Source organism: Pseudomonas sp. MIL19 (assembly GCF_028680365.1).
Taxonomy (GTDB): Bacteria; Pseudomonadota; Gammaproteobacteria; order Pseudomonadales; family Pseudomonadaceae; genus Aquipseudomonas; species Aquipseudomonas spirodelae.
Genome location: NZ_JAPPVG010000003.1, coordinates 99125 through 111622, shown reverse-complemented (window position 1 = coordinate 111622; position 12498 = coordinate 99125). Strand labels below are relative to the sequence as shown.

10 protein-coding genes are annotated in these 12498 nt (G+C 61.6%); 3 read left to right on the top strand and 7 right to left on the bottom strand.

The features are described 5' to 3' along the window. Nucleotides 1–133 precede the first annotated feature (133 nt). Entirely contained in the window at nt 134–820 is a 687-nt protein-coding gene (locus N1078_RS03585) for a class I SAM-dependent methyltransferase (RefSeq protein WP_274086828.1), read from the top strand. Between the two features lie 30 nt (nt 821–850). Here the strand turns inward: N1078_RS03585 and N1078_RS03580 are convergent, their stop codons facing one another. From N1078_RS03580 to metR, 6 genes are all read right to left on the bottom strand, one after another. After that, the gene (locus tag N1078_RS03580) at nt 851–1180 is read right to left on the bottom strand and encodes a DHCW motif cupin fold protein (protein ID WP_274086827.1); all 330 of its coding nucleotides are present in this window, start codon (nt 1178–1180) and stop codon (nt 851–853) included. 78 nt (nt 1181–1258) lie between these two features. Beyond that, complete coding sequence (locus N1078_RS03575; protein ID WP_274086826.1) at nt 1259–4405, bottom strand: efflux RND transporter permease subunit; 3147 nt, start codon at nt 4403–4405, stop codon at nt 1259–1261. A gap of 1 nt (nt 4406) precedes the next feature. After that, nucleotides 4407–5489 carry an efflux RND transporter periplasmic adaptor subunit gene (locus N1078_RS03570; RefSeq protein WP_274086825.1) on the bottom strand — a complete coding sequence of 361 codons (1083 nt, stop codon included), beginning with the start codon at nt 5487–5489 and terminating at the stop codon, nt 4407–4409. A 6-nt stretch (nt 5490–5495) separates the two neighbouring features. Next, nucleotides 5496–6152, bottom strand: coding sequence for a TetR/AcrR family transcriptional regulator (locus N1078_RS03565; protein ID WP_274086824.1), 657 nt, complete (start codon nt 6150–6152; stop codon nt 5496–5498). 97 nt (nt 6153–6249) lie between these two features. Beyond that, complete coding sequence (locus N1078_RS03560) at nt 6250–7170, bottom strand: bestrophin family protein (protein WP_274086823.1); 921 nt, start codon at nt 7168–7170, stop codon at nt 6250–6252. 245 nt (nt 7171–7415) lie between these two features. Next, a complete protein-coding gene (metR, locus tag N1078_RS03555) occupies nt 7416–8333 on the bottom strand; it encodes a transcriptional regulator MetR (RefSeq protein ID WP_274086822.1) in 918 nt (305 codons plus the stop codon). Between the two features lie 191 nt (nt 8334–8524). Here metR and metE point away from each other — a divergent pair, with 191 nt between their 5' ends. Together metE and N1078_RS03545 are read left to right on the top strand one after the other, a co-directional pair. Next, on the top strand, nt 8525–10828 hold the full coding sequence (metE, locus tag N1078_RS03550) for a 5-methyltetrahydropteroyltriglutamate--homocysteine S-methyltransferase (protein ID WP_274086821.1): 2304 nt from the start codon (nt 8525–8527) through the stop codon (nt 10826–10828). Nucleotides 10829–10973: 145 nt separating this feature from the next. Beyond that, complete coding sequence (locus N1078_RS03545; protein ID WP_274086820.1) at nt 10974–11963, top strand: alpha/beta fold hydrolase; 990 nt, start codon at nt 10974–10976, stop codon at nt 11961–11963. A gap of 13 nt (nt 11964–11976) precedes the next feature. On the opposite strand, the gene N1078_RS03540 is transcribed toward N1078_RS03545, so the two are convergent. Then, entirely contained in the window at nt 11977–12483 is a 507-nt protein-coding gene (locus N1078_RS03540; protein ID WP_274086819.1) for a DUF1993 domain-containing protein, read from the bottom strand. Nucleotides 12484–12498: the final 15 nt, after the last annotated feature.

Sequence of the window (12498 nt, the reverse complement as noted above, 5' to 3'; positions counted from 1 at the left end):
GTATGGGCGCTGTGGTTCACTGACCCGCAGCAATACACCTGCGCAGCAATACGTGCAGGATCGCCACTGGCGCTGCGCAGTTCTTGCAGATTGCTAGAATCGTGCGGGTGACGTAATAGGCGGCGAGTGAGTGATGCAGCGCGACCATCGGGAGCAACTTAACCTCAGCTGGCAGGCCAATGCCGATGCCTGGACGGCGGCCGTGCGTGAACAACGCATCGAGAGCCGCCGACTGGTCACCGACGCGGCAATTGTTCAGGCGATTTTGGCCCTGGCCCCGACGCGAGTGCTGGATCTGGGCTGCGGCGAGGGCTGGTTGTGCCGTGGGCTGGTTGAACATGGCATCGAGGCTGTTGGGGTGGATGCGTCTGCGCCTTTGATCGCGGTGGCGCAACAGGCAGCGGCTGGTGCATCGCAGTACCGGGTTTGCGGTTATGCCGAGCTGGAGCAGCAGGCCGCAGTACTGGGGCAGTTCGACCTACTGGTGTGTAATTTCGCTCTTTTGGAGGAGCCCCTGGCACCCACCTTGAATGCCCTGCATGGCTTGTTGGCGGCTGATGGACGTTTATTGATCCAAACCCTACACCCCTGGCGCGCCTGCAACGATGCCGGCTACCGCGACGGTTGGCGGGTGGAAACCTTTGCCGGCTTTGGTGAGGGCTTTGCCCAGCCGATGCCCTGGTTCTTTCGCACGTTGGAGTCCTGGCTGGCGCTATTCAGCGAGACGGGCTGGCGTCTGCAGTGGTTGCAGGAACCCTTGCATCCGGAGAGTGAACAGCCGGTGTCGCTGTTGCTGCTGCTGAGTTCTGCGCGCAATTGAGTTAAACCCGGCAGGCCAGCAGGCGCGGCGTCAGTCGACAATAAACAGGCGCGCGCCCGTCGCGGTGGAGGAACGATGGGATTCGGCCTGGTCGGCGACCTGATAGCTCATGCCGGCGGTCATCACAAAGCGTCGGCCATCTTCCAGCTCGGTGTGCAGTTCACCCTCCAGGCACAGCAGGATGTGCCCTTTATGGCACCAGTGATCGGCCAGGTAGCCCGCGCTGTACTCGACCATACGCACGCGCAACGTGCCAAATACCTGGGTGCGCCAGTAAGCCATACCGCGTTCTCCGGCATGCTCGCTGCGCTCAATCTGGCTCCAGTCGGTGATGCCGAAGGGAATATCGCTGATGTTCACGGTGCATCCTTTTCTGAAAGGGCTTTGCCGTCAGTATCGGCCCAGGTCGAGATCGAGCCTGGGCGCCTAATCCTAATGCTACGGCGTACGTTGTAGCTCAGCCTTACCCGTATTGCTGGCCAGCAGATGCTCGGGTAGATCGAGCAAGTCGTCGTCAAAGGTTTCCAGGGGCGGTGGCCGGCGTTCGAAGCGTGAGCCGAGCACCAGCAGGCAAGGGGTCAGCAGCAGAGTCAGCACGGTGGCGAAGCTCAGGCCGCCGGCAATCGCGCTGGACAGCTGGGTCCACCACTGGGTCGATGGCGCACCAATGCCCAGGCTTGGGGTGAGCAGGTCGACGTTGACCCCGAGCACCATGGGGATCAGCCCCAGTACCGTGGTCACCGCGGTGAGCAACACCGGGCGCAGGCGCAGGCTGCCGGTTTCCAGCGCCGCAGCACGCGGCTCCAGGCCCTGACGGCGCAGCTGGTTATAGGTGTCGATCAGAATGATGTTGTTGTTCACCACGATGCCGGCCAGGGCGATCAGGCCCATGCCGACCATGACGATGCCGAACGACTGACCATTGACCAGCAAGCCCATCAGCACGCCTGCGGTCGACAGGACGATGGCCGAGAGCACCAACAGCGCCTGATAGATGCTGTTGAACTGGGTCACCAGAATGATAAACATCAGGAAGATCGCCACCGCAAAGGCGGTGCCGAGGAAGGTGGCGGCCTGTTTCTGGTCTGCGCCTTCACCGGCGACCTTCAACTGCACGTCGGCCGGTGGTGCGCCCATGGCTTGTTCCAGCGCGCTTTGGCGTTCGGCCAGTTGTGCGCCTGCGGCCAAATCTGCTTGCAAGGTAATGGTGCGGTTGCCATCGACCCGGCGCAGGGTGCCGACTTTCGGCGCCTGCTCCAACGATACGAAGTTGCTCAGCGGGATCTGCCCGGCGGGTGTGTTCAACGTTAGGCGGCCCAACTGGTCGAGGGAGCGCCAATTGGCAGGCAGGCGCACGCGGATATCCACTTCGTCGGTGGCATCTTCTGGGCGATAGGTCGCCAGCTTCAGACCGTTGGTGACCATCTGTACGGCATTACCCACGCTCAGCACGTCGGCGCCGAAGCGTGCGGCGGCTTCGCGGTCGACCTTGATCCGCCATTCGATGCCCGGCAGTGCGCGGTCATCTTCAATATCCTTGAAGCCGCCAATTTTTTTCATGATGTCGCGCAGCCGGTCGACATACAGATCGGCCTGCTGGAAATCATGCGAGCTGATCTGCAGCTTGAGCGGTTTACCGCTGCTCGGACCTTCTTCCTGTTTACGGAACTCCAGAATGATCCCCGGGATATCGGCGGTGCGTGTGCGCATGTCTTCGAGAATCTGGCTGGCCGAGCGCCGCTCATGCCACTCGACGAACTGGAACTGCAGCGTGCCGATAACATCGGCGCCCAACTTGCCGTCCGGCTGGGCCAGCGAGCGGGCATACAGGGCTTTGACTTCGCCCATGCCGAGCAGGCGCTGTTCCACTTTTTGCAGCAGCGTGTCCTTCTCCTGCACCGACAAATCGCCCCGTGCGCGCAGCCAGATCTGCGCACTTTCTGGTTCGGTTTCGGGGAAGAAATCTACGCCATGGTTAAAGCGACCGTAGGCGGTGTAGATCAAGGCAATCAGTGCGAGCATGCCCAGCAGGGTCAGGCCGGGGCGTTTTAGCAAGGTGCCCAGTAGTCGGCGATAGCCCTTGGCGCTGCGGCTCGGCGTGCCGGGTTTTGGCAGTGGCTGGCCGCCAGTGACCGCGCCGAGCACCGGCAGGAACACCAGGGCCATGGCCAAGGAGGCGAGCAGGCAGACTATCACCGTCGCGGGCAGGTATTTCATAAATTGGCCGACCACGCCTGGCCAGAACAGCAGCGGCAGAAACACCACCAGGGTGGTAGCGGTCGAGGCAATCACCGGCCAGGCCATCCGCGTGGCGGCATTGGCCCAGGCCTGGCGCGGGGTTTGCCCCTGGTGCAGGTAACGGTCAGCCAGCTCAGACACCACAATAGCGCCGTCTACCAGCATGCCGGCGACCAGAATCAGGCTGAACAGCACAACGATATTCAGGGTGAAACCGAGCGCCCAGATCAGCAGGATACCCGTGAGAAAGGCCCCCGGAATGGTCAGCCCAACCAGCAACGCTGAGCGCATGCCCATGCTCGCCATCACCAGAATCAGCACCAGCACGATGGCGGTCATGACGTTGTTGAGCAGGTCGCCAAGCAAGGATTTAACTTGTTGCGACTGGTCCATGATGTAGCTGACTTTGAGGTCCTGCGGCAGCAGCGGTTGGGCCTTAACCATCAGCGCCTTGACCTGCTCGATGGTGGCGATGATGTTGGCGCCGCTGCGTTTGGACACCTCCAGCACCACCGCCGGTTGACCGTTGATCCGCGCGTAGCCGGTGGGGTCTTTGAAGGTGCGGTGGATGGTGGCGACATCGCCGAAGGTCACCACGCTGTTACCCACCACCTTGATTGGCATGGACAACACGTCTTCGAGGTCTTCAATCACTCCGGGCACTTTCAAACTCATGCGTCCCGCACCGGTGTCCAGGCTGCCGGCTGCGACCAGACGGTTATTGCGGCTGATCAGGTTGAACAGCTCGTTGTAGTCAATGCCGTAGCTGTCGAGCACTTGCGGGTCGACGACGATTTCCAGCAGGTCTTCGCGGTCGCCGCCAATTTCCACCGAGAGCACTTCGGCAATGCCTTCGACGTTCTCTTTCAGGCGCCGGGCGATATACACCAGCTCAGTTTCGGCAATCGGCCCGGACAGGCCAATCGACAGCACAGGGAAAAGCGCCACGTTGACTTCATTGACTGTGGGTTCTTCGGCCTCTTCTGGCAGTTTGCTGCGGGCGGTATCGACCTTCTCACGCACATCGGCGAGGGCCAGCTTGGCATCGAAGCCTGCATCGAACTCCAGGGTCACCGAGGCCTGCCCTTCGTTGGCCATGGAGCGCATTTCCTTGATCCCTTCAAGGCTGCGCAACTCCTGCTCCAGTGGTCGCACCAGCAGGCGTTCGGCGTCTTCCGGGCTGATGCCTTCGAGGGTGACCGAGACATAGATGATCGGAATGCTGACATCCGGGTTGGCTTCTTTGGGGATCGCCACGTAGGCGGCCAGACCGCCGAGCATCAGGAACAACAGCAACAACAGGCTGGTGCGGCTGCGATCCAGCGCTGCGGCGATCAGGCTGTGCATATCAGTTGCTCCCTTTGGCCAACTGGCTGATCACCTGCTGGCCGGGTTCGACAAAGCCCTGGCCGAGGGTAATCAGCGCGACCTTGTTGGGTAAGCCGCTGACCCAGGCACCCTGGTTGTCGACACTGATCAGCTGCACCGGAGTGAACACCACCTGTTGCTGCTCGTTGACCCATTTGACCCCGTGGCGCCCGGCTTTATCCAGGCTCAACAACGCCGGAGAAATACGCTGCGCCAGGGACTCGCCCGTTTGAATATGCAGGGTTGCGCTGGCCCCGGCTAAACGCAGCGCTTTGGCATTGTCGACCTTGACCTCGATGCGAAAGCTACGTGAGTCGGGGTCGGCGGCGGCCGCGATAAAGTGCAGCTCACCCTGCAGTTCGCGGCCATCGAGCAGCTCAATTTTCACCGGCTGGCCAAGCGTCAGCTGGGTCACTTCCTGCTGGGCGATCTGCGCGCTGACTTTAAGCAGGCTGATGTCGACTAGGGTCAGCAGGCTTTGCCCGGGCTGGACGAAATCCCCCAGCTCGACCATGCGCTGCTCATACATGCCGGCAAAAGGCGCTGTGATCTGTGTATGGCTCAGCTGAATACGCGCCAGGTCCAGCTCGGCGCGGGCCTTGGCCAGCTCACTTTGCAGGCGGATCAGCTCGTTGGTGGAAATCATATTGCGTTCACGCAGGCGCGCGGCGGCCTTGGCATCCGCCTCACGCTGGCGCACATCGGCTTCACCCTTGGCCAGCTGGGCCGGGCGGTTGTCCGTGGACAGGCTGAGTAACACCTGACCTTGCTTGACCGGGCTGCCTTTGTCCTGATCCAGGCGAATCACCGTGCCGCTGATTTGTGAGCGCAACTCGACGCGGCGCCAGGCTTCGACCTGCCCCTGCACCACATGCTCGCGCTGCATCGGGCTGGCTTGCAGCCACTGCACTTCAACTTTGGCCAGACCTGGCGCTTGCACGGGGGCATCGGCGCTAGCGGTTTCCTGAGTTTTCAACAGCGCGCCGCTGAGTAGCCACAGCACAAGCACTACGCTGACGGCAATCGCGATCAACCAGGGGCGTTTAGACAGCTGACTGAACATGGGTGGTTACTCGTGGCGAGAAGGGTGGGCAAGCAGTGCAGCCGCCTGTGTGCGCAGGCCGGCAATGATGAAGTCGGTGACGCGGGCGAAGTAGTCATCCAGGGCAATTGGCTCGGCCCAATGGGCGAAGCCACCTGAGGCAATGCGCGTCATAACGCCACTGACACAGGCTTCGACGCCCCAGAGCAGGTTCTGCGTGTCGGCTTGGCTGAGGGTTTGGTTGTCCAGGGTGGCGCTGAGCAAGTCGGCGAAGAACCGCTGATACTCGCACTCCAGGTCAAGAAACTGCTGGCGGAACGGGGCTTCCAGGCGCTCCTGGAATTCCGGGCGGTCGCAGTGCAAACACAGCTGCGTTTCTATTGGGTTGGCCAGCATCTGTTCGAATGCGCGCCGAATTACTGTGCGCATTGCATCCTGGGCTGAGCTGGCGGCTTGCAGGGCGCGCAGTTCGTGCAGGTTTATCTGGTTGAGGTCGAGTACCAGGCGCGCATACAGCGCTTCCTTGCTGGGGAAGTGTTTGTACACCGTGCCCTTACCGATACCCGCAGCAGTCGCGACTTCGGCAATGGTGACGCGATCCCAAGGCTGCTCGGCAAATAGCCGGCGGGCAGCATCGAGGATGGCGCTTTCGCGTTGTTCGAAGAGTTGATCTTGGTAGCGCATGGCGACTCTTTTGCTGGTCGTGACTATCGGTCACTCTATGACTGTCGGTCACGACCTGCAAGCGAGTCGTTGTAACAAGCGTTGGCGCGGGCGCGTGTTACTGCAAAATATAGCCTTGCGGTTGCAGCGGTTCGGGTAGTGCATCGCCTAGGTTTTCCAGCAAGTCGATCTCTATGCCGCGGACCATGGCGCTCAGGGGTAAGTCATTGTCCGACAAGCCAAAGGGCTCCTCCAGCTCGTCACCCAGCGCATCCAGGCCGAAGAAGGTGTAGGCAATAATCGTCACAAGCACCGGCGTGAGCAGCTCCAGTGAGCTGACTAAACCAAACGGCAGCAGCATGCAGAACAACCAGGCCGTGCGGTGCAGCAGCAAGGTGTAGGCGAACGGCGTTGGCGTGCTTTTGATCCGTTCGCAAATGGCCTGGCTGGACGCCAAGGTATCCAGGCGTTGCTCCAGGCCGCGATAGAGCACGTCGCTGAGGCGTTGTTCGCGTACGCACAGGGCCAGATCCTGATTGATCCAGTTGAGCAGGGTGTCTGGCACGTTGCGCCGTTGGCGCAGTGCCGTCAGTTCATCCGGGCTGAGCCAGGCCGCACAGGCCGCCGCCGCATCCTGGCCACGCAGATGGGCGGCCAGGGCGTGGGCGAAGGCAATGCAGCGTTCGATGGTCAGGCGGCGCAGCCGTGCATTGTCGTCACCGGGCAACAGGGCCTGGCATTCGCGGGCCAGGCCGCGGGCTTGAATAATCAGCTCACCCCACTGTTTGCGTGCTTCCCACCAGCGCTCATAACAGGCGCTGTTGCGAAAGCCGAGAAACACCGAGAGGGCCAACCCTAACAGCGAAAAGGGCGGCGCGCTGACGTGGCTGAGCCACTGCATCCAGCCACTCTCATAGAGCCCCACCACCACGCAGGACAGCAGCGTAATGCTCAGCAGTTTGGAGGCGATATGCGGGAAGATTGAACCACGGCGAACGAAGAACAGGTGCAGCGCATTGGGGCGCGGGCGAACGATCATGACGGAAGTGCATCCAGGGATCGGAGGGGGCTTGAGCGGCGCGAATTATGCGCCGCTGCCCAGCCGCTGCCTAGGGCATTGATGCCTGTCGGTCAGGCTTTTTTATCGCGTTTATCGGGCGAGGCTAAAGCGTTGTTCCGGAGCGATTGAGTTGTGCGCGCAGGAAGGGGTGAGCACGCGATAGTCATCACGCAAACGCGGCTTAGAGCGCTGCGCGGCTAACCCATCCTGCCGTGGCTGCGGCCTTAGCGCGCCACGCTAACGCCTTCCAGGTTGGCGAAGGAGGTGTCTTTGGCGGTCAGCAGGAAGTCGCGCATAAAGGGCGCGTCGAGCATGTCGGTGCGAATGCCGGCGTACAGGGTGGCGAACAGACCTTTGTCGCCTAAACGCTTGGCGGTGACGTAGCCGCGCGAGCTGTACTCATGCAGCGCCCAGTTGGGCAAACCGCAAACGCCACGGCCGCTGGCGACCAGCTGCATCATCATCACCGTCAGCTCGGAGGTGCGCACTTGCGCAGGTTCGACATCCGCCGGTTCGAGAAAGCGGGTGAAGATATCCAGGCGGTCGCGCTCCACCGGGTAGGTGATCAGGGTCTCGCTGGCCAGGTCTTCCGGCTTGATGCAGGCTTTATTGGCCAGCGCATGCTGATTGGCCACGGCGAGCATGGCCTCATAGGTGAACAGCGGTACGTAGGTGATGCCGGCCAACTCCAGTGGGTCAGAGGTCACCACCAGGTCCAGATCGCCGCGCGCCAGAGCCGGCAGCGGGGCAAAGGAGAAGCCCGAGGCCAGGTCCAATTCGACTTCAGGCCAGGCATCACGAAACTGGTCGATGGTTGGCATCAGCCACTGGAAGCAGCTGTGGCATTCAATGGCCATATGCAGGCGCCCGGCCGTGCCGCCCGCCAGGCGCGCCAAGTCGCGCTCGGCACCGCGCAGCAGCGGCAATACCGTGTCGGACAGTTGCAGCAAGCGTAGGCCGGCACTGGTAAAGCGCACCGGCTTGGTCTTGCGCACAAATAGCTGCATACCCAGGCGTTCTTCCAATTCCTTGAATTGGTGGGACAGGGCCGATTGCGTCAGGTGCAGGCGCTCGGCGGCGTCCACCAGGCTTTCGCTTTCGCGCAGGGCGTGCAGGGTTTTCAGGTGGCGCAGTTCGAGCATGGAGGCCTCGGGGTAAGGAATGACGCTTCACTCATCCATTCTTGAGGTGTGCGTTCAAGGGGTGGATGAAAACAACGCCAGTTACCCTACATGAATAAAACTGTAGATCAAGGCGAATAGATTGAGTTTGTTTCACTATCCTTGCTTGCCGAGAATACGCCCCATCTTGTTTATCTATGGAGCGTTTCGACATGGCCCTGTCCCATTCCCTTGGTTTTCCGCGTATCGGCCGCGACCGTGAGCTGAAAAAGGCCCTGGAAGCCTACTGGCAAGGCGGGCTGGATGAAGCGGGCTTGCAGGCGGTTGGCCGTGAGCTACGTGCCGCCCATTGGCAGGTGCAAAAGGCTGCTGGCCTCGACCTGTTGCCGGTCGGTGACTTTGCCTGGTACGACCAGGTGCTGACGCACTCGCTGACCTTTGGCGTAATCCCCGAGCGCTTTCGCCCGGCAGGCGGCAAGCCGACCCTGGATACCCTGTTTGCTATGGCGCGGGGTGCCGTTGCCAACAAGAGCGGCAACAGCTGCTGCGCTGGGGCCCATGCCCAAGAGATGACCAAGTGGTTTGATACCAACTACCACTACCTGGTCCCGGAGTTCACGGACGATCAGCAATTTCAGCTGAGCTGGATGCAACTGTTTGATGAGGTCAAGGAAGCGCACGCGCTGGGCCACGCGATCAAGCCGGTGCTGATCGGGCCGCTGACTTACCTGTGGCTGGGCAAGGCCAAGGGCGGCGAATTCGATCGCCTCGACCTGTTGGAGCGCCTGCTGCCGGTTTACGGCGAAATCCTGCAGCGCCTGGCCGCTCAGGGTGTGGAGTGGGTGCAAATCGACGAGCCGATTCTCGCGCTGGACCTGCCGCAAGAGTGGAAGAACGCTTTTGAGCGTGGCTACAACATTCTCCAGCGCGAGCCGGGCAAGAAGCTGATCGCCACTTACTTCGGCGGCCTGGAGGACAACCTCGGTCTGGCCGCCAGCCTGCCGGTGGATGGCCTGCATATCGACCTGGTGCGTGCCCCTGAACAGTTTCCGACCATCCTCGACCGGCTGCCGGCCTACAAGGTGCTGTCGCTGGGCGTGGTCAACGGGCGTAATGTCTGGCGCACTGATCTGCAGGCCGTTCTGGAGATTCTGCAGCAGGCTCAGGAACGCTTGGGTGAGCGCCTGTGGGTGGCGCCGAGCTGCTCGCTGCTGCACAGCCCGGTCGATCTGAACCGTGAAGACACGCTCGATGATGAGCTGAAAAGCTGGCTGGCCTTCGCCGTGCAGAAGTGCGAGGAAGTCGCGCTGCTGACGACGGTCCTGAATGACCCGCAGAACGCCCAGGTGCAAGCCGCATTGGCGGCCAGCAATGCAGTGCAGGCCAGCCGCGCGCAGTCACCGCGCATCCATAAACCAGCGGTGCAGGCCCGCCTGGCGGCGATTACTGCCGCCGACAGCCAACGCCAATCGCCATTTGCCAGGCGTATCGAGCAGCAGCGTGCGCGTCTGCAGTTACCGGCGTTCCCTACTACGACCATTGGTTCGTTCCCGCAAACCGCAGCCATCCGTCTGGCACGTCAGGCGTTCAAGGCCGGCAAGCTCTCGGCCGGTGACTACACCGAGGCCATGCACAGCGAGATTCGCCATGCCGTTGAAGTCCAGGAAAACCTCGGCCTGGATGTGTTGGTGCATGGGGAGGCCGAGCGTAATGACATGGTCGAGTACTTCGCCGAGCAACTCGACGGCTATGCCTTCACCCGTTTCGGCTGGGTGCAGAGCTACGGCTCACGCTGCGTCAAACCGGCAGTCATCTATGGCGATCTGAGCCGGCCCAAGGCCATGACCGTGGCCTGGCTCGGCTACGCGCAAACCCTCACTAAGAAGGTGATGAAGGGCATGCTCACCGGCCCGGTGACCATGCTGATGTGGTCTTTTGCGCGTGACGATATTTCCCGCGAACAGCAGGCGCGCCAGTTGGCCTTGGCGATTCGTGATGAGGTGGTGGACCTGGAAACGGCCGGCATCAAGATCATCCAAATTGACGAAGCGGCCTTCCGTGAAGGCCTGCCACTGCGTCAGGCGCAGTGGCAGGGTTACTTGAACTGGGCCACTGAAGCCTTCCGCCTGTGCGCCTCGGGTGTGCGCGACGAAACGCAGATCCACACCCATATGTGCTACAGCGAGTTCAACGATGTGATCGAGGCCATCGCTGCCATGGATGCCGACGTGATCACCATCGAAACCTCGCGCTCGGACATGGAGCTTTTGCAGGCCTTCGAGGCGTTCGCTTACCCCAGCGACATCGGCCCGGGTGTATACGACATTCACTCGCCACGGGTGCCGGATACAGCCGAGATGGCCAACTTGCTGCGCAAGGCGGCGCAGCGTATTCCCGTTGAGCGTTTGTGGGTCAATCCGGACTGCGGCCTGAAAACCCGCGCCTGGCCGGAGACTGAAGCGGCATTGGTGAACATGGTCGCGGCGGCCCGTCAGCTGCGTATTGAGCTGGCCTAAGACGGCATAAAGATGAACGGCGTGTTGCCGTTCGTCCGCCATCATCAAACTGTCACGGTTGTGTGGCAGCGCGCTTGTACAACTATCACCACACTCGCGTCTTAATGGGGGGCTGCGTTTCGCTGTCCTGTGATGTGGTGATGTTATGCGTGTACTTATTTTTCTCGCCGCACTGCTCTGCGGCGTGCCTGTTTTAGCCGCTCAACGGTGTGATGTTCAGGTGCCGACCGCCATGGCCGACGTCGGCGAGGTGCGCCTGGCGTACCAGAGCATCGGGCGCAGCAGTGATCCGGCGTTGCTGCTGGTGATGGGGCTGGGTGGACAGCTGATTCACTGGCCCGATGAAGTGGTCGTGCGCCTGTGCCAGCAAGGCTTTCGCGTCATTCGCTTTGATAATCGCGATGTGGGTTTGAGCGCCTGGGCGCATGCGGCGCCGTCTATCAACCTGACCTATGAAGCCCTGCGCTATCGCGTGGGTTTATCCGTGTCGGCCCCTTATGGGCTGCGTGATATGGCCAACGATGCCCTGGGGTTGATGGATGCCCTGAGCGTGCGGCAGTTTCATGTGCTGGGCGCGAGCATGGGCGGGATGATTGCCCAGCATATGGCCGACCTTGCGCCTGCACGGGTGCAGAGCCTGACCCTGATCATGACCAGCTCCGGTGCTCAGGGCTTGCCGGCGCCAAGCAATGCGTTATTGGCGTTACTGGCCAAACGTGAAGCGCCGAATCGCGCCGTGGCGCTGCAGCAGCAGGCGGATCTGTTAGCTGCATTGGGCAGCCCAACGGTTACGGATGACCGCGAGCAGCTGTTGCAACAGGCTGAGCTGGCCTACGACCGAGCGTTTAATCCGCAAGGCGTGGAGCGCCAATTACTGGCGATCCTGGCTGAGCCGAGCCGGGTTGACCTGCTCAATCGTCTACGCGTACCGACCCTGGTGGTGCATGGCACCGCCGACCCTTTGCTACCGGTGATGCACGGCGTGCATGTGGCGGCGCATATCAAGGGCAGTGAGTTGAAGTTGATTCCGGGCCTGGCCCATCGCTTCCAGGAAGCCTTCAAAGAGCCGCTGCTGGCCGCAGTGTTGCCGCACCTGCAGGCCCATCGGGGCGATGGGCAGTGGGCGCGGCTTTAACTTACTGGGCTATTTAGCGGGTGCCGAGGAAGTCGCGTTTGCCGACGTTGACGCCATTGTGGCGCAGGATGGCGTAGGCGGTGGTGTAGTGGAAATAGAAGTTCGGCAGCACGTGGTCAAGCAGGAACGCCTGGCCTTGGAAGTGGGTTTCCTTGTCGCGGCGCTTGAGTGTCACGGTACGTGCGTCGCTGCCATCAATCTGCGCGGCGCTGAGGCTTTGCAGGAAGGTCAGGGTGCTGGCGATGCGCGCTTGCAGTTCGGCGAAGGTGGTTTCGTCGTCGGCGTGGCTCGGTGCGTCAACTTCAGCCAGCAGTGCAGCGCCGGCCTTGGCGCCATCACAGGCGATCTGCACCTGACGGCTCAGCGGGAACATATCGGGGGCCAGGCGCGCGTTGAGAAACACGCTCTGTTCGATCTTCTTTTCTTCAGCGTGGGCCGCGGCGATGCCGAGGATGGTCGACAGGTTGGTGAGCTGGCGGGTAAAGACTGGGATGGAGGCGTGGTACATGGACAGGGACATGGAAATCTCCAGAGG